This is a genomic window from Rhodoluna sp., assembly GCF_036721215.1.
In the GTDB taxonomy this organism is placed as follows: Bacteria; Actinomycetota; Actinomycetes; order Actinomycetales; family Microbacteriaceae; genus Rhodoluna.
The window spans coordinates 329,220-346,008 of the sequence record NZ_DAIMLM010000002.1; the positions used below are offsets into that span (position 1 = coordinate 329,220).

The following is a 16,789-nucleotide window of genomic DNA, read 5'->3' on the forward strand; positions in this document are numbered from 1 at the left end:
CTACTTCCTTTCTTCGCTCGCTGCTGCTTTAGCCTCAGCAGATGCGTGATCGGGGTGATGTAGATCGAAAGCTGGAGACTCAGATCTGATTCTAGGAATTGAATGGAAGTTGTGACGAGGGAATGGACTTGATGTTGCCCACTCCAGAGATCTTCCGTAGCCCCAAGGATCATCCAGGGTAACAGTGGGTGCTCTGCGAGCGGTCACGTACAAGTTCCAAAGGAATGGAATCATGGACAGTGCAAGCAGAATAGACCCCAAGCTAGAGGCGATGTTCATCCAGGTGAAGCCATCTTCAGGTAAGTAGGTTGCATACCTTCTTGGCATTCCAATTACTCCCAACCAGTGCTGCACGAGGAATGTGATATGGAAACCAAAGAATAGGATCCAGAACTGAATCTTTCCAAGGCGCTCATCGAGCATCTTGCCGGTGAACTTTGGCCACCAGAAGAAGAAGCCTGCAAACATGGCGAATACCACTGTTCCAAACACCACGTAGTGGAAGTGGGCCACAACGAAGTAGCTATCGGATAGGTGGAAAGTTAGCGGCGGTGAAGCAAGAATTACTCCAGTCAAACCACCAAAGATAAATGTGGTCAAGAAACCGAGGCTGTAAAGCATTGGGGTCTCAAAAGTAATCGAACCGCGCCACATCGTGCCAATCCAGTTAAAGATCTTCACACCCGTCGGAACAGCAATCAGCATCGTAGTGAAAGCAAAGAATGGAAGCAGAACCGAACCGGTAACGTACATGTGGTGAGCCCACACTGTCATCGATAAAGCGGCAATGGCGATGGTTGCGAAAATCAGTGTCTTGTAACCAAATACTGGTTTACGGCTAAAGACCGGGAATATCTCGGAAACGATTCCAAAAAATGGCAGCGCGATGATGTAAACCTCGGGGTGGCCAAAGAACCAGAACAAATGCTGCCAGAGCATTGGGCCACCATTGACGGGATCAAATATGTGCGCACCAAATCGACGGTCAGCTCCTAGGGCAAACAAAGCCGCCGCCAATGGAGGGAAAGCCATGATGACCAAAATTGAGGTAACCAGAGTGTTCCAAGTGAAGATTGGCATGCGGAACATGGTCATACCCGGAGCGCGCATGGTCAAAATCGTTGTGATGAAATTCACTCCACCCATGATTGTTCCGAAACCGCTGAGCGCCAAACCAAAGACCCAGAGATCTCCGCCTATTCCCGGCGAGAACGTCGTGTTGGATAACGGCGCATATGCGAACCACCCAAAAGATGCAGCGCCCTGTGGAGTGAAGAAGCCAGAGACGGCTACCAGGCTTCCAAAGAAAAAGAACCAAAAAGCAATTGCGTTCAGTCTCGGGAAGGCAACGTCAGGTGCACCAATTTGAACTGGCATAAGCACGTTTGCAAAGCCAGCAAACAAGGGGGTTGCGAACATCAAGAGCATGATGGTTCCGTGCATTGTGAACAGCTGGTTGTACTGCTCCTTAGTTTGCACGATGTCAAGACCTGGCAGAGTCAGTTGAGCACGAATAAGCAATGCCATAACTCCAGCAATTAGGAAGTAAATGAAGGAAGTTATTAGGTAGAGATAACCAATTTTCTTGTGATCGGTAGTAGTGATCCAGTCGACGATGATTTCACCTTTGGATTTTTTCCGAGGTGACTGGTATCCGCCTGTTGGTCTGGTGTCAGTTAGGGTCGCCATACGCCTTGTCCTCTAATCTCTAATCTCAGGATCGTCACCTGGAAGGTTTTGGTTTCTATCAAGTGAAGTATCAAGCTGTCCGGTTTGGCCCTTGGCAGCCAAGCTAGCAAGGTGTGTGTCGTACTCAGCTTGGGAAACTACTTTTACCTGGAACAGCATCATCGAGTGGTACTCACCGCAGAGCTCTGCACACTTACCCATGTAGGTGCCTTCAACTTGAGGCGTGAAGTACATGTGGTTGGTTTTTCCTGGAAACATATCCTTCTTATACAAGAAATCAATAACCCAGAAGGAGTGGATCACATCTCTTGAGGACAGATCTATCTGGACAGTCTTTCCAACCGGAAGATACAGTGCTGGCAATGTCTCAGGCACGCCGGTCTGTCCATCAAACTGTGCCTGAATTCCTGAGTCGTAAACGTTGGCATCAACGTAGTTGAAATCCCAGCTCCACTGCTTTCCAATAACCTGAATCACCACGTCGGGGTTCTCGGTTGGTTGCTCAATAGCTGCAATGTCTCTAGCGGTGAAAGCGAAGAATCCGATGACCAGAATCAATGGAATCACTGTGAAAAGAACTTCGATCGGGTTGTTGTAGCGCAGCTGCGCTGGAATGCCGGTCTCACCCTTGCGACGGCGGTAAACCAAGATGGCCCAACCCATTAGAGCCCAAGCAATGATTCCGACTAACCAGAGAATGATCCAAGCCACAGTCCAGAGCCCAACGATGCGGTCAGTGTGGTTTGTGACCCCCGTAACTCCGGGCAGCCATCCGCGAGAAAACTCATCTGTGCAACCAGTTAACAGAAGAACTAGGCCAGTCACAGCTGGAGCAGCCAACCATTTTGAACGATTCTTCAATTAAAACTAGTCCTTTGAGTTTCTAGAGCTTACTGCTTAATTCTAAGTCAGTGATTTGCTAAAACGTGCCAAAACACCAATAAACACTTGGGTTATTGGGGAATTGGTCAATTGCTAGGTTAGTTAAACGAATCTCCGCAAGCGCATGAACCAGCTGCGTTTGGATTATCAATTGTGAAGCCCTGCTTCTGTATGGTGTCTTCGAAATCAATGGAAGCACCTTCTAGATAAGGAACGCTCATTTTGTCCACGACAACCTCAACATCGTCAAACTTGGCAATCGCATCTGAGTCCTCTAGAACTTCATCAAAGAAAAGTTGGTAGATCAATCCAGAACAACCACCAGGTTGAACTGAAACTCTCAGTCGCAGGTCATCTCGTCCTTCTGCGCTAATCAAGCTCTTTACCTTGTTTTTAGCGGTATCGGTGAGCTTTACGCCGTGGGTAAGGGTTTGTTCCATTGAAATCTCCTTGGAGTCTCTTCTCGGTTATTTCAGTCTATCCCAGCTCTTGGATTTAGAGCTGAAGTTGGTTTCCGCCCAGCAAAATAAGTGTTTGGGCGATGATCGCTTTGCGAAGGGTTTCGATATCTAGACTTTCATTCGGAGAATGAGCTCTAGAATCTGGATCCTCAACCCCCGTCACTAGGACTTGCACTCCTGGAAACACAGCCTCCAGATCGGCAATGAACGGAATTGAGCCACCGATACCGATGTCGACACTTTCGAACCCATAGGCAGATTTAAGGGCCCTGGAAGCTAGATCTTTGGCCCAGCCAGACTCCCCCAAGCTGAAGGGTTTTCCTAGTTCTACGGCCCCAAAATTGATTTCGGCGCCTATGGGGTTATGGGCCAATATGTGGGCTTTCAGGGCCTCCAGAGCGTCGCTGGGGACCTGTCCGGGGGCAATACGAAGGCTCAACTTGGCCCGAACGCTTGGAACCAAGGTGTTTGAGGACATCGCTACCGAGGGGTAATCAAGCCCGATTAGGGTCAATGCCGGCTTGGTCCAGATCCTTCCCAAGATGCCCCCTACCCCAAGGGGCTGCGTGGAGGGCAAAAGCCCAGAATCTGCCCTAAATTGGTCCTCTGAGTAGTCCAAATTGACTATATGGCCCGATATAAGGCCTGAAATGGAGACTTCTCCATTTTCATCCCACATTGATCCCAAGATCTTGGTGAGCGCCAGCATGGCATCGGGAACGGCTCCCCCGTACATTCCGCTATGGACCGCATGGTCCAGGGTTCGAACCTCAAACTCCAGAGAAACTAGACCTCTAAGGGTTGTGGTGATTGCCGGAACTTCGGTGCTCCAGTTTCCAGAGTCGGCCACGATAATCACATCCGACTGCAACTTGCTTTTGTATTCAGCGAGAAAGTTACCAAAGGATGGCGAACCAGCCTCTTCCTCGCCTTCAATGAAGACAACTAGCCCAAGATCAAAATCATTTTGAGTCAGCTCACGAAGGACCTTTATGGCGTAAACGTGAGCAATCACGCCAGCCTTATCATCCGCTGCTCCGCGCCCATACATCCGACCGTTTCGAACCTCAGCTTTGAATGGTTCAGATTCCCAAAGCTCGTCGTCCCCAGGCGGCTGAACGTCGTGATGCGCGTAAAGCAAAACAGTAGGCCTGGAGTTTTGAGCTCTTCTAGTTGCAACAACGGCTGGTGCGCCCATCGGCCCCTGTGGTGTTGGCGATCGCAAAATCTCAACGGCTTCAAAGACTTCGGTTCCTCGGAGCAGTCCCGCTACTGCCTCGGCGCTTCGGTCAAGCTCACTTGAATCAAATGCCTCCCAGGCTATACCCGGGATACTTACCAAACCCGATAACTCTTCTAATGCTTGAGCAAAAACACCTTCAGTGTAATTCTGAACGGCTTTGATGTCAGTGTCGCTAATCGGCGGTGGGGTGATTGTCATAAGGGTAATCTTAAAGGCATAACTCGAAGAATTGAGATCTAATGTCGTCGACACCAGCAAAGCAACCCGAGAGTCCCAAAGCAGGAAAGGGTCGCCCTACTCCGGCCAGGAAGCAGCAAGAGTTGCTTCGCAAGAAGCCAGTAGTCGGTAACAAAAGCCCTGAGGCTAAGAGAGCCGCAAAGAAAGTTCTCAATGCCGAAAGAGCTAAAGCGCGTGAAGGATTGGCCAACGGGGAAGATCGCTACCTAACCAGCAGGGACCGTGGACCTCAGCGAAGGCTGGCTAGAGATGTCGTAGATTCACGCTTCACAGTTGGAGAACTAGTTCTACCAATGCTATTTCTAGTAATCATCGTCTCTTCAATCAGACCAGATGACCCACAGCTGGATTTAACAATTCAGCTGGGAACTCTTGTTGCGATGTGGGGGCTGTTTGTTCTAATTGGAATCGATGGTTACATCATCGGCAAGAAGGCGCTCAAAGTTGTTGAGTCAAAGTACCCTGGTAAGGGTGAAAAAGGCTTGCGCTGGTACGCAGCCATGCGTTCGATCCAAATGAGAGGTATGAGGCTTCCAAAACCTCAGGTCAAGCGCGGAACCAAGATTCTTTAACGAATTGGTTGGCTTTTTTGTTTCTGAACAGGCAGAAAGCAAGAATCCTGCGGCCTTGATTCTTTAGGAAGGCAAGCTAGCGTTTATCTTTCTAGCCCACAAGGGGCCCTGATAGACAAACCCTGTATAGCCCTGGACTAAATCTGCACCGAGCTTTAGGCGCTCTAAAACATCATCGCCGTTAACTACTCCGCCGACAGAAATAACTGCGAACTGCTGGCCGAGCTCTTTCCGCAGAAGCATCAGAACTTCTTTAGCCCGAGTTGCCAAAACCGGCCCCGATAAACCACCCGCGCCATAAGACTCAACTTGCTCCACTGGTGCCATGAGACCCTCGCGGCTAACTGTGGTGTTGGCTGCAATAACTCCTGCCAGCCCAAGCTTTCGAACCAACCCTGCCACCTCTATAACTGCACTATCTTCCAAGTCAGGCGCAATCTTCACCAACACTGGTTTTCCAAGTGCAGAGAGGGAAACTGCAACCAGAATCGGTTCCAGCTGATCAACATCCTGCAGCGATCTGAGTCCCGGTGTGTTTGGCGAAGAAACATTTACAGCTATGTAGTCAGCAACTGGAGCTAAAGCCTTCGTGCTGTATTCGTAGTCAGAAACAGCGTCAACTAGTTCTGTTATCTTGCTTTTTCCGATGTTGACGCCAATAACTGGAAGTATCGCACCCGAAGCCCGGAGCTTGGCAAGGCGACTGGCAACTTGGTCCGCACCTTCGTTATTGAAGCCCATGCGGTTTATCAGGGCTTGATCTTTTACCAACCTAAACAATCTTGGCTTAGGGTTGCCAGGTTGCGGATGCCTTGTTACGGTTCCTATTTCAACATGGGAAAAGCCCAGTTCACCGAGCTCTTTGACGGCTACTGCGTTCTTATCAAATCCAGCTGCGATTCCAAACGGGCCAGCAAAATCGAGACCTAGAGCATGAACTGATTTGGTTTTGACTCGTTGTTGCGAAAACTTGCTCAGCCTCGTGAAACCAAGAAGTTTGATAACAAACATTCCGAGGTAATGCGCTTGTTCGGGATCTAGTTTCGAGAAAACCAGCTTGAACAGGGCTTTGTATAGCACCTACCTAGATTACCTTCCTTGGGGTAAACCAAAGGGTCAACGCAATTCGCGCTGACCCTTTGGCTATAACTTCTTTTCTAGCTGCAACCAGAAGTCGATCCACAACCTTCACAAACGTGGCATGAGCCAGAAGGTCTCATCTTGATTCCACAGTTGAAGCAAAGTGGTGCGTCTGACTCTTTACCTTGCAGTAGCTCGAACAACTCAGCTGAAGAATGAACTTCCTTCTTGGTTGTGATCTCTACTGACTGAGTGATTGATACCACTGGCTCAGCTTGGGCCTCAACCGCAGGTGCTGCGCTTTCAACAGCCGCTGGATCTGCGTAGCTGGAGTTTGCATCCAGTTCTGCAGTGCGCTCGTCAGTTGAGTGGATTCCAATTGCTGCTCTGGTTTCGTATGGCAGGTAATCCAGCGCCAAGCGACGGAAGATGTAGTCCATCAGAGACTTAGCCATTCTGATGTCCTTGTCATCGGTTAGACCAGCTGGCTCGAAGCTGACGTTGGTGAACTTTTTGACGTAGCTTTCAAGGGGCACGCCATACTGCAAACCAATCGAGACTGCGATTGAGAATGCATCCATAACGCCAGCAAGGGTTGAGCCCTGCTTACCTAGCTTTAGGAATACTTCTCCCAAACCACCGTCTGGGTAAGAACCTGCAGTTAGGTAACCCTCAGCGCCGCCAACGGTGAAGCTGGTGGTTGATGATGGGCGTGACTTTGGTAGGCGCTTACGAACCGGGTGAGACATGCCTGAAGCAATAGTTGCTGTTTCGGTCTTGGTTTCGGTTTTTGCCTTACCGTCGGAAAGTGGCTGACCTACCTTACAGTTGTCACGGTAGATAGCTAGTGCTTTTAGTCCAAACTTCCAACCCTGGAAGTAGACCTCTGCAATTTCCTCAACGGTTGCTGTCTCTGGCATGTTTACTGTCTTTGAGATAGCTCCGGAAAGGAATGGCTGAACAGCAGCCATCATTCGTACGTGACCCATTGGCTCAATCGCACGAACACCGATAGCGGTATCGAAGATTGGGTAGTGCTCAACCTTGAGTCCTGGTGCGTCTACGACGTGACCGTTTTGTGCAATGTGATCAACAATTGCCTCAATGGTCTCCTGAGAGTATCCAAGACGGTGCAACGCGAATGGAATGGTCTGGTTCACAATCTGCATTGAACCACCGGTTGATAGCTTCTTGTACTTCACCAAGGAGAAGTCAGGCTCGATACCTGTGGTGTCGCAGTCCATCATGAAACCGATGGTTCCGGTTGGGGCCAGCAATGATGCCTGAGCGTTTCTCCAGCCGTTTTGTGAACCGATCTTGGTGTTCAGTGCCCACTGCTCGGTAGCTGCGGCGTGAACTGAGCGGTCGATTTCGCTAACCGATGTAACTAGTGAATTAGCAGCCTCGTGCTTTGCCATGATGCGATCATGTCCGGCCTTGTTCTTTGCGTAACCATCGTATGGACCGACTACTCCTGCAAGTTCAGCTGAGCGACGGTAAGACGCGGCTGTCATCAAAGAGGTGATTGCTCCAGCAAGAGCAAAACCTTCCTTGCTGTCGTAAGGAACACCGATTGCCATCAATAGGGCACCTAGGTTCGCGTAACCGATACCTAGCTGACGGTAAGCACGGGTGGTTTCGCCAATTGCCTCGGTTGGGAAATCAGCAAAGCTAATGGAAATGTCCATTGCGGTGATTATTAGCTCGGAAGCTTTGGTGAAGGTAGCGGAGTCAAATGATCCGTCTGGGTTTAGGAACTTCAGTAGGTTCAAGCTCGCTAGGTTACAACTTGAGTTATCAAGGTGCATGTACTCAGAGCAAGGGTTGGATGCAGTGATGCGACCAGACTCTGGAGTGGTGTGCCAGTCGTTGATGATGTCGTCGTACTGGATACCAGGGTCCGCACATGCCCAAGCTGCTTTAGAGATCTTGTTGAAAAGCTCTCTTGCGTCAACTTCTTCGATAACTTCTCCATTGGTTCTGGCGCGAAGACCGAACTTGCCGCCGATTTCAACGGCATTCATGAACTCTGCGTTTACGCGAACTGAGTTGTTAGCGTTCTGGTACTGAACGGAGTTGATGTCCCGTCCTCCAAGTTCCATGTCATAACCTGCATCGCGCAATACGCGGATCTTTTCTTCTTCAAGTTCCTTGGTCTCAATGAACTCAACGATGTCCGGGTGATCAACGTCCAAAACAACCATCTTGGCTGCGCGACGGGTTGCTCCACCAGACTTGATGGTTCCTGCAGAAGCATCAGCTCCGCGCATGAATGAAACTGGACCAGAAGCGGATCCACCGGAGGACTTTAGAAGCTCCTTGGATGAACGAATTCTGGAAAGGTTTAGACCTGCACCGGAACCGCCTTTGAAGATCATTCCCTCTTCGCGGTACCAGTTCAGGATTGACTCCATTGAGTCATCAACAGACAAGATGAAGCAAGCAGAAACTTGCTGCGGGCTCTTGGTTCCCACGTTGAACCAAACTGGTGAGTTGAACGCAAACACCTGGTTCAAAAGCATGTAGGTCATCTCGTGCTCGAAGATTGTTGCATCTTCTTCGGTTGCGAAGTATCCATTGTCGCGACCAGCCTGAGTGTAGGTAAGAACAACGCGGTTGATCAGCTGACGCAGGCTGAATTCACGTTCTTCAGTTCCCATTGCTCCACGGAAGTATTTGGTTGTGACGATAGTCGAAGCGTTCAAGCTCCAGAAATCTGGGAACTCAGCACCACGCTGTTCGAAAATGGTTTCACCATTTTTCCAGTTGGTCTGTACAACATCGCGAAACTCCCAGTTGACCTGGTCGTATGGGTGCACACCCTCGGTTGTGTAAATACGGTTAATTGTTAATCCCTTGCCGCTTACGGAGCCAGAGGTGGAGCTAAATGCAGTTGCGTCAGTCACGAGTGTTGCCTTTCCTAGTTTTGGATACTTATGGTTGTTGGGTTGCTACTTGGTTAGTTCTTTGTCTAAATCTGTTGCTTCGTTGTTGCTTGCTCGAAGGACATTTATTGCCGCTTCGAAATCTTCTAGGCTCTCCCAGCCCTGGTAGACGCTTGCGAATCTCATAAAGGCCACCTCATCTAGCAGTCTCAGAGGTTCCAAGATAGCCAGCCCGATCACGTGTGCCTCAACCTGAGCTGCACCTGTGGAACGAATGGTCTCTTCTACCTGCTGAGCCAAAATCGCTAGATCAGCATCTGAAACCGGTCTGCCCTGGCAAGCCTTGCCAACGCCGCTTACGATCTTGTCCCTGCTGAAAGGCTCAGTCACACCGCTGCGCTTTAGAACGCTCAGCGAGGTGGTCTCAGAGGTGGTGAACTTCTTGCCACATTCTGGGCACTGACGCCTACGGCGGATGCTGGTGCCATCCTCGCTAGCCCTGGAATCTGTGACCCTGGAGTCCGTATTGCGGCAAAAAGGACAATTCATGAGCTGATGCCTTTCTCCCGTAAATACAGTGGATTTGGTTGGATTTTAGCCGAATTCCCCGATAACCTTCCACTAGATGTGGAAAGTTTTCGCTCTTCCGTCCCTATATCTTGTGGTTTAAGGGTCATATTTGCAAATTTGTCCGATATTCGGCGTGTCGCGGTTAATGCCCCCAAAAAGCTCGAAAAATTGCGGTTCGATTACCCCAAAATCTCTACTACCCTGAAGAAGATGCTTGACCCCAACCTAAACCCAGACTCCAGCGAGGCCCTCAAGGCCGCCTTCAGGCGCCATGCCTCGGGAGTGGCCGTGATCACGACCAATGACGCGTCCGGCAACCCAGTGGGCTTTACAGCGACCTCAATGACCTCGCTTGGGTCTAATCCAGCACTTGTGACCTTCAACGTCTCTCAAGGCTCATCTTCTTGGCCGGCAATCTCGGCCGCCAAGTACATCGCGCTTCATATGCTCGGTGCAAAAAATCTAGATTTGGCCGAAAAGATGGCAGCCGACAACACGAAGAGATTCCTTGACTCTGATTGGCAGCGATCCGAATTTGACTTACCGGTTTTTCAAAACGTAACTGCAGTTCTCTTTGGGAAAGTTAGGGAATTTCACCACGTTGAACAGAACGCGGTATTTATCATCGACATCATTTCGGGTGTAACTGGAGAGCAAGACAAAGCCCTGCTATACAACCAGCGTGCTTACTTCACTACTTCCGAAGAATCTCTCTGAACAAAACCTTGAGTTCCTAGTAAGGCTTTTAGTTCACCGAGAAGATCATCGGTGATCTTCACAGTTGGTTGGAGTTTGAAGCTTCGCGGATTGCTGTCATCCAAGAAAGTCAAGTGAACTTCTTCTTTTCCAGGATGAGCTTTCAGCGTCGAGTCAAGGTTTTCCAAAACAGATCTGGTTGCCTCAGCCTCTGGTAATTGCAAACGAAGCGGACCACTGGATACCCCCTGTGCTCCGATGGCGATTGGCTCTAGCGAGAAAGCCGAGATAGCAACGCCATCATCGCGCATGTTGATACGACCTCTGATGACCACAACTTCGTCGTTGACAAGTTGCTCTGAATACTCGCGGTAGGTCTTGCCCATGAACATCACATTCACTTCACCCTCGAAATCTTCGATAGATACGTTCGCGTAGGGGTTTCCCGACGAGCGGGCAACTCGATGCGTCACGCTGGAGATCAACCCGGCAATAGTTACCGTTTCGCCGTCCTTGACATCCTCACTGGTTAGCAGATCCCCGATAGTGAACTCAGCGAACTGAGCCAACTGACTCTCTCTTCCCGAAAGCGGATGGTCAGATACGTATAGCCCTAGCATTTCTCGCTCATGCGCCAACTTCTCGGCCTTGGGCCATTCGGGTCTATCAGGAACTGTAACCGAGGTCCCCATACCATCAAACAGGTCACCAAATAGGTCTACTTGGCCAGCTGATTCGTTGCGCTTAGTCACAGAAGAAGCGTCAACAGCCTCTTCGTAGATCTCAAAGAGGGATCTTCTGGTGTGACCGAGCGAGTCAAACGCACCTGCTTTTATTAGTGACTCAATAGTGCGCTTGGAGCAAACCTGCTGTGGAACCCGGGCCAAAAAGTCACTAAACGAAGCAAATGCTTTTCCAGTACGAGCTTGAATGATTCCATCAACCACGTTGTGTCCGACGTTTCGAATAGCTCCCAAACCGAATCGGATGTTCTCGCCAATTCCCGTGAAGGCCTCGACGGATTGATTCACATCGGGAGCAAGAACTTGAATGTTCATTCGACGACACTCGTTTAGATAAATAGCGAGCTTATCTTTTGAATCCCCCACCGAAGTAAGTTGAGCGGCCATATACTCTGCAGGGAAGTTAGCCTTTAGGTACGCAGTCCAATAGCTCAGAACTCCATAGCCAGCACTGTGTGCTTTATTGAAGGCGTAGTCGGCAAAAGGCAACAAAGTTTTCCAGAGAGTTTCGATTGCAGCTTCTGAATATCCTTGCGCCAACATTCCACCGCTGAAGTCTTTATAGGAACGATCTAGTTCCTTCTTATCTTTTTTACCCATCGCTCGGCGAAGCAAGTCGGCCTGAGCCAAACTAAATCCCGCTACTTTTTGCGCAACGGCCATTACCTGTTCCTGATAAACAATCAGGCCATAGGTAGGGTCAAGAATATCTGCAAGTGTTTCAGCAAGCTCCGGGTGCACCGGTTCTGATTTTTGCAAACCGTTTTTTCTAAGCGCGTAGTTGGTGTGAGACTTCTCGCCCATCGGACCCGGGCGATACAAGGCAATAACGGCCGAGATGTGCTCAAACTCGGTGGGCTTTAGCGTGCGAAGCAGTGATCGAACCTGCGCGCCATCGAGCTGAAAAACACCCAGTGTTTCTCCGCGAGAGAGTAGGTCAAAGGTATTCTTATCCGCGTTCAAGTCAAGATCTTCCAACACAACTGTCACTCCGCGGTTGGCCTTGATGTTCACTAGAGCATCATCCAAAACGGTGAGGTTTCTAAGGCCCAAGAAGTCCATCTTGAGTAGACCAAGTTTTTCACAAGGTGGTTGATCAAACTGGGTTATCACCGCTCCGTCATCATCGCGACGCATTATCGGAATCACGTCGATTAGTGGTTCCGCGGACATTATTACTCCGGCCGCGTGAACCCCCCACTGGCGCTTTAGGTTCTCAAGCCCTCTGGCCAATTCGAAGATCTTTGCCGAGTCTGGATCGGACTCGAGGGCTTCCCTGAACTCCGATGCTTCTTTGTATCTCGAGGTCTCCTCTGATTTTTTGTCCTGGGGTTTTTCGACAAGTTCTCCCAACGAGATGTCTCTGCCAAGTACCATTCCGGGCATTAGTTTGGTTAGCTTCTCACCCGCCGCATAGGGCATGCCCAGTACTCGAGCGGAGTCCTTTAGTGCCTGCTTGGCTTTGATGGTTCCAAAGGTCACAATCTGAGCTACGCGGTCTTCGCCATATTTTTGGCTGACGTAGCGAATAACTTCTCCCCTGCGGCGATCATCAAAGTCGACATCAATATCAGGGGGTGAAACTCGATCAGGATTCAAAAAGCGCTCGAAAATCAAACCGTGAACGATTGGGTCAAGCTCGGTAATGCCAAGAGCGTAAGCAACAATTGACCCTGCAGCAGAACCTCTGCCTGGTCCAACTCGAATTCCCTGAGCCCTAGCCCAAGCAATAAAGTCAGCCACTACCAAGAAGTAGCCAGGGAATCCCATTTGTGCAATGACACTTACCTCGTACTTGGCCTGGTTGGCTTGAAGCTCTGGCACGTTCTGGCCATAGCGGCGCTTCATTCCGCGATCTACTTCTTTAGCAAACCAGCTCGCCTCAGTTTCTCCCTCCGGTAGTGGGAACTTGGGCATGAGATCGCGTTTCTGGAACTCCACATTGCAGCGCTCGGCAATCAACAAGGTGTTGTCGCATGCGTCCGGGTGATCGCGGAACAGTTCACGCATTTCGGCCGGTGATTTCAAGTAATACTCAGCGCCATCGAATTTGAAGCGATTGGGATCCAGCAAGTTGGTTGATGACTGCACACAAAGCAGAGCCTCATGAGCGGTGGCCTCGAAAGCATGGGTGTAGTGCAGATCGTTGGTAGCCACCAGGGAGAGCCCTAAGTCCTTAGCAAGTCTCAGCAGGTCAGAAGTGGCTCGACGCTCGATATCGATGCCGTGATCCATGATCTCGACGAAGTAACTGTCTTTGCCAAAGACATCTCTATAGAAAGCTGCCGCCTCAACCGCTTTGTCGTACTGACCCAGTCGAATAAGGGTTTGCACCTCCCCTGAGGCGCAACCGGTGGTTGCAATAATTCCCTTTGAGTATTCCTGCAATAGCTCGCGGTCCATGCGGGGTTTGAAGTAGAAACCATCCAGATACGCCTTTGATGACATCTTAAACAAGTTGTACATTCCCTCGGTGGTTTCGGCGAGCATCGTTAGATGTGTATATGCACCACCACCAGATACGTCATCCTCTCCACCTGTTCCCCACTTGACTCTGGTGCGATCGGTTCTAGCGGTGCCGGGAGCTAGGTAGGCCTCGATACCGATGATTGGCTTTATGCCATTTGCCTTGGCTGTTTGATAAAAGTCGTAGGCACCGAAGTTATTGCCGTGATCGGTGATAGCAATTGCCGGCATCCCCATCTCTGCTGCAGCTTTGGTTAGCGGCCCAATTCGGGCCGCTCCATCGAGCATGGAATATTCGCTGTGCACATGAAGGTGCACAAAAGAATCCTTTGTCGACAACGAAACCCCGCCTAGGTGATTGAGTGATTGAAAATTAGCCTAAGGCTATTTACGACCTCAGCCGTTCAAGCACTACCGCCAAGTCAGCAGGATACTCAGAAACCAAGTGAATCTGCTTGGCTGTGATTGGATGCTCGAACCCCAACTCTTTAGCGTGAAGCCACTGTCTCGTAAGTCCAAGACTCTTAGCCAACTTTGGGTCTGCCCCATACATGGTGTCCCCCAGAAGCGGATGCTTGAAAGCGGAGAAGTGAACACGAATTTGGTGAGTTCTACCAGTTTCCAAATTCACTTCACACAATGTGCTGGCTGGGAAAAGCTCAAGTGTTTTGTAGTGCGTGATTGATGGCTTGCCACCTTCAACGATTGCGAACTTGAACTCAGCTTTCGGGTGTCGTCCAATCGGAGCATCTAGGGTTCCCTCAGAAGGATCAGGTTGGCCTTGGATAATCGCGTGGTAAATCTTATGAACCGCTCGATCGCGAAACGCCTGCTTTAATCTCGAATAGGCAAGCTCAGATTTTGCGAGCATCATTAGTCCACTGGTTCCAACATCTAATCGCTGCACTATCCCCTGACGCTCTTGCGCACCAGAGGTCGAAAGCTGGATTCCTCTGGCTAGCAAAGCGCCGGCGACGGTTGGACCGTGAAAACCAACTGTCGGATGGGCCACCACACCCGCGGGCTTGTCAACAACAACAATGTCCTCATCCTGGTAAATCACGAGCAGCTCATCGACTGGGGTCTCGGTGACTCTAAGAGGTTCTGCAGCAATCGGTGGCTTGACTAGCAAAACATCTGCAAGGTTCACCCGGTCAGACTTGGAAAGAACCTTGCTGGAGACCTGGGCATCACCTCGTTCGCATAGCTCGGCTGCAACGGACCTGGAAATTCCGAGCAGTCTAGCTAGGGCAGTGTCGACTCTCTCACCGGAAAGTGAAGCATCTATTTCAAATCGGAGAGTCATTTGGTCTTAGGCTCGATGCCACCTAGGTTCTCACCCCTCATGACTCGAATGACAGTAAGGATTGCCATAGAAACAATAAATGTGTCCGCGAGATTAAAGATCGGAAAGTTCAGCGGAATCTGAATAAAATCAACGACGTGACCATTGCCAAAACTTGGTTCGCGAATCAATCTGTCAATTAGATTTCCAACTACACCACCTAGAAAAATACCAATCATCAGCGACCAGGAGATAGACTCCAATTTTCTTGAGTACCAAATGGTTGCAAGCGCCGCAATCGTAGAAATAATGGCCAGAATCCAGGTATAGCCAAAACCCAAACCAAAAGCGGCGGAGTCGTTGTACAAAAGCCTCCAAGACAACAAATCCCCTAGAACGGGATAGCTGGTTCCTAGCTCAAAACTTGCAATCGCGAGGTTCTTGGTGAATTGATCAATTGTTATCGCAACTAGCGCAACAACCAGATACAGCCAACGACTTACTTTGGCTCTAGAGCTCATCAAGAAAACTAGATGCTTAGGCCAGGGGTATATCCTGGGGCCTGAGTTGGTGCCACTCCAGCTGCATCAAGGTCAGTAAGTTGTGACTCAATGTACCTCTTGAGCTTGGCGCGGTACTCGCGCTCGAAGCTCTTTAGCTCTTGGATCCTGTGCTCGACAACAGCCTTCTCCTGCTCAAGGCGGTTTAGCTCGGAACGCTGCTGGGCCTCGGCTTCACGAACGATTCTGGCAGCGGTTGCGTGACCTTCGGCGATCAGCTCATCACGCTTGACCATACCTTCGCGAACGTGCTCATCGTGGAGCTTTCGAGCAAGCTGTAGCAAGTTGTTGGTGTTTGAAGAATCAAGTGTGGATGGGTCAGACACTGCCTCTGGGAACGGGGTTACCGCCACTGGAGCACTTACCGATGGAGCTGAGGCAAGTTGTCCTGGCAAGGCCGCGCCACTTCTTTGAAGCTCGGCAATACGGCCATCAGCTGCAAGAAGCCTTCTCCGAAGATCCTCGTTCTCCTGATAAACGCGTCTTAGCTCAACAACGATTTCATCTAGAAAATCATCAACTTCGTCCTGATCGTAGCCCTCGCGAAACTTGGTTGGCTGAAATCTCTTATTGACAACGTCTTCGGGTGTAAGTGGCATTGGGGATATCCTCTTTCGGTTGGCCCTATAGGCCGTAGCTCAAAAAGTCTAACGCAAGATTCTCTGTTGGGCTAGACGAGGCCTAGGGCCAAGTTTCGAAGCAAAATTACCACCAAAACCAATAGAGTCCAGGCAAAGTCTAGAGAAATTGCCCCGAATCTGACAGGTTTTATGAACCTTCTCAGAAATTTAAGTGGTGGGTCAGTTACGGTAAAAATGATCTCCGAAACCGGAAGTAGCAAGCCCTTCGGCCTGAATCCCGGCCTGAATGAAATTAAAAGATCAAGGATTAGTCTGCCGATTAAGGCGTAGAAATAAATCTGCAGAGCCCAGTAAGCAATCAGAGCAAGCATGCTCATATAAGGAATCTAGGGACGAACTAGAAGCTCGTCCACCTCGTTCAGTTGTTGTTCTGGCTCTTCCTGATTCACGGCTACATGAGTCGGGGTCAGTAAGAAAACTTTTGAAGTCACACGACGCATATGTCCTTCAAGACCTTCTTTTAGGCCCAACATGAAATCAAGCATGCGGCGTGAATCGACTTCACTCATCTCACCCATGTTGACTATCACCGGGATACCGATTCGGTAGTGAGCTGCAACCATTGGAGCCTCTTCGTAAGTTCTTGGCTCAATTGTGAAAATTTCTGCAACGTCGCTTGAACCGCGACGAGACCTTTGAGGGATGACTCTAGCTGGACGCTGGGTATTGGTCACCGGCTCCGCACGGGTTGGCAAGTCATTGGACTCCTCAGCAAAACCAAGAAATTCCATGCTGCGCTTCAGTATTCCGGCCATTAGTTCCTCCTGTTATTGGTACAA

General features: G+C 49.9%; 15 protein-coding genes. 2 read left to right on the forward strand and 13 right to left on the reverse strand.

Going from position 1 to position 16,789, the window contains the following annotated elements; genetic code table 11:
- The 4 genes from ctaD to AC9UCN_RS04930 all read right to left on the reverse strand — a co-directional run bounded on the left by ctaD (nucleotide 1) and on the right by AC9UCN_RS04930 (nucleotide 4,473).
- On the reverse strand, nucleotides 1–1,689 hold the full coding sequence (gene ctaD, locus AC9UCN_RS04915) for an aa3-type cytochrome oxidase subunit I (protein ID WP_509524383.1): 1,689 nt from the start codon (nucleotides 1,687–1,689) through the stop codon (nucleotides 1–3).
- Between the two features lie 12 nt (nucleotides 1,690–1,701).
- Nucleotides 1,702–2,550 (reverse strand): aa3-type cytochrome oxidase subunit II, encoded by an 849-nt coding sequence (ctaC, locus tag AC9UCN_RS04920; RefSeq protein WP_509524386.1) that lies wholly within the window; start codon nucleotides 2,548–2,550, stop codon nucleotides 1,702–1,704.
- Nucleotides 2,551–2,669: 119 nt separating this feature from the next.
- Nucleotides 2,670–3,011, reverse strand: coding sequence for an iron-sulfur cluster insertion protein ErpA (erpA, locus tag AC9UCN_RS04925; RefSeq protein WP_509524389.1), 342 nt, complete (start codon nucleotides 3,009–3,011; stop codon nucleotides 2,670–2,672).
- Between the two features lie 55 nt (nucleotides 3,012–3,066).
- The gene (locus AC9UCN_RS04930; protein WP_509524392.1) at nucleotides 3,067–4,473 is read right to left on the reverse strand and encodes a M20/M25/M40 family metallo-hydrolase; all 1,407 of its coding nucleotides are present in this window, start codon (nucleotides 4,471–4,473) and stop codon (nucleotides 3,067–3,069) included.
- Between the two features lie 41 nt (nucleotides 4,474–4,514).
- Between AC9UCN_RS04930 and AC9UCN_RS04935 the strand changes: the two genes are divergently transcribed.
- Nucleotides 4,515–5,084, forward strand: a complete 570-nt coding sequence (locus AC9UCN_RS04935; RefSeq protein ID WP_509524395.1) for a DUF3043 domain-containing protein — start codon at nucleotides 4,515–4,517, stop codon at nucleotides 5,082–5,084.
- 63 nt (nucleotides 5,085–5,147) lie between these two features.
- Here the strand turns inward: AC9UCN_RS04935 and AC9UCN_RS04940 are convergent, their stop codons facing one another.
- From AC9UCN_RS04940 to nrdR, 3 genes are all read right to left on the reverse strand, one after another.
- The gene (locus AC9UCN_RS04940) at nucleotides 5,148–6,164 is read right to left on the reverse strand and encodes a quinone-dependent dihydroorotate dehydrogenase (RefSeq protein WP_509524398.1); all 1,017 of its coding nucleotides are present in this window, start codon (nucleotides 6,162–6,164) and stop codon (nucleotides 5,148–5,150) included.
- A 77-nt stretch (nucleotides 6,165–6,241) separates the two neighbouring features.
- Complete coding sequence (locus AC9UCN_RS04945) at nucleotides 6,242–9,070, reverse strand: vitamin B12-dependent ribonucleotide reductase (RefSeq protein WP_509524400.1); 2,829 nt, start codon at nucleotides 9,068–9,070, stop codon at nucleotides 6,242–6,244.
- A 45-nt stretch (nucleotides 9,071–9,115) separates the two neighbouring features.
- Nucleotides 9,116–9,598: a transcriptional regulator NrdR gene (gene nrdR, locus AC9UCN_RS04950; protein WP_509524403.1), complete on the reverse strand. Its 483-nt coding sequence runs from the start codon at nucleotides 9,596–9,598 to the stop codon at nucleotides 9,116–9,118.
- A gap of 231 nt (nucleotides 9,599–9,829) precedes the next feature.
- On the opposite strand from nrdR, the gene AC9UCN_RS04955 reads away from it, so the two are divergent.
- Nucleotides 9,830–10,336 (forward strand): flavin reductase family protein, encoded by a 507-nt coding sequence (locus AC9UCN_RS04955; protein WP_509524406.1) that lies wholly within the window; start codon nucleotides 9,830–9,832, stop codon nucleotides 10,334–10,336.
- Here AC9UCN_RS04955 and dnaE read toward each other — a convergent pair.
- The 6 genes from dnaE to AC9UCN_RS04985 all read right to left on the reverse strand — a co-directional run bounded on the left by dnaE (nucleotide 10,306) and on the right by AC9UCN_RS04985 (nucleotide 16,765).
- Nucleotides 10,306–13,863: a DNA polymerase III subunit alpha gene (dnaE, locus tag AC9UCN_RS04960; protein ID WP_509524408.1), complete on the reverse strand. Its 3,558-nt coding sequence runs from the start codon at nucleotides 13,861–13,863 to the stop codon at nucleotides 10,306–10,308. The genes AC9UCN_RS04955 and dnaE overlap by 31 nt on opposite strands.
- A gap of 49 nt (nucleotides 13,864–13,912) precedes the next feature.
- On the reverse strand, nucleotides 13,913–14,830 hold the full coding sequence (locus tag AC9UCN_RS04965) for an RluA family pseudouridine synthase (RefSeq protein WP_509524411.1): 918 nt from the start codon (nucleotides 14,828–14,830) through the stop codon (nucleotides 13,913–13,915).
- Nucleotides 14,827–15,330 (reverse strand): signal peptidase II, encoded by a 504-nt coding sequence (locus AC9UCN_RS04970; protein ID WP_509524413.1) that lies wholly within the window; start codon nucleotides 15,328–15,330, stop codon nucleotides 14,827–14,829. The genes AC9UCN_RS04965 and AC9UCN_RS04970 overlap by 4 nt, the downstream gene beginning before the upstream one ends.
- A gap of 8 nt (nucleotides 15,331–15,338) precedes the next feature.
- Complete coding sequence (locus AC9UCN_RS04975; protein ID WP_509524416.1) at nucleotides 15,339–15,968, reverse strand: DivIVA domain-containing protein; 630 nt, start codon at nucleotides 15,966–15,968, stop codon at nucleotides 15,339–15,341.
- A gap of 71 nt (nucleotides 15,969–16,039) precedes the next feature.
- On the reverse strand, nucleotides 16,040–16,327 hold the full coding sequence (locus AC9UCN_RS04980; RefSeq protein ID WP_509524419.1) for a YggT family protein: 288 nt from the start codon (nucleotides 16,325–16,327) through the stop codon (nucleotides 16,040–16,042).
- Nucleotides 16,328–16,336: 9 nt separating this feature from the next.
- A complete protein-coding gene (locus AC9UCN_RS04985; protein ID WP_509524422.1) occupies nucleotides 16,337–16,765 on the reverse strand; it encodes a cell division protein SepF in 429 nt (142 codons plus the stop codon).
- Nucleotides 16,766–16,789 lie beyond the last annotated feature (24 nt).

Excerpts from the sequence above, each read along its gene's own strand:
- ctaD (WP_509524383.1), bottom strand. The coding sequence starts at position 1,689 with ATGGCGACCCTAACTGACACCAGACCAACAGGCGGATACCAGTCACCT.
- AC9UCN_RS04930 (WP_509524392.1), bottom strand. The coding sequence starts at position 4,473 with ATGACAATCACCCCACCGCCGATTAGCGACACTGACATCAAAGCCGTT.
- AC9UCN_RS04970 (WP_509524413.1), bottom strand. The coding sequence starts at position 15,330 with ATGAGCTCTAGAGCCAAAGTAAGTCGTTGGCTGTATCTGGTTGTTGCG.
- nrdR (WP_509524403.1), bottom strand. The coding sequence starts at position 9,598 with ATGAATTGTCCTTTTTGCCGCAATACGGACTCCAGGGTCACAGATTCC.
- AC9UCN_RS04965 (WP_509524411.1), bottom strand. The coding sequence starts at position 14,830 with ATGACTCTCCGATTTGAAATAGATGCTTCACTTTCCGGTGAGAGAGTC.
- AC9UCN_RS04980 (WP_509524419.1), bottom strand. The coding sequence starts at position 16,327 with ATGAGCATGCTTGCTCTGATTGCTTACTGGGCTCTGCAGATTTATTTC.
- erpA (WP_509524389.1), bottom strand. The coding sequence starts at position 3,011 with ATGGAACAAACCCTTACCCACGGCGTAAAGCTCACCGATACCGCTAAA.
- AC9UCN_RS04935 (WP_509524395.1), top strand. The coding sequence starts at position 4,515 with ATGTCGTCGACACCAGCAAAGCAACCCGAGAGTCCCAAAGCAGGAAAG.
- AC9UCN_RS04975 (WP_509524416.1), bottom strand. The coding sequence starts at position 15,968 with ATGCCACTTACACCCGAAGACGTTGTCAATAAGAGATTTCAGCCAACC.
- AC9UCN_RS04985 (WP_509524422.1), bottom strand. The coding sequence starts at position 16,765 with ATGGCCGGAATACTGAAGCGCAGCATGGAATTTCTTGGTTTTGCTGAG.
- AC9UCN_RS04955 (WP_509524406.1), top strand. The coding sequence starts at position 9,830 with ATGCTTGACCCCAACCTAAACCCAGACTCCAGCGAGGCCCTCAAGGCC.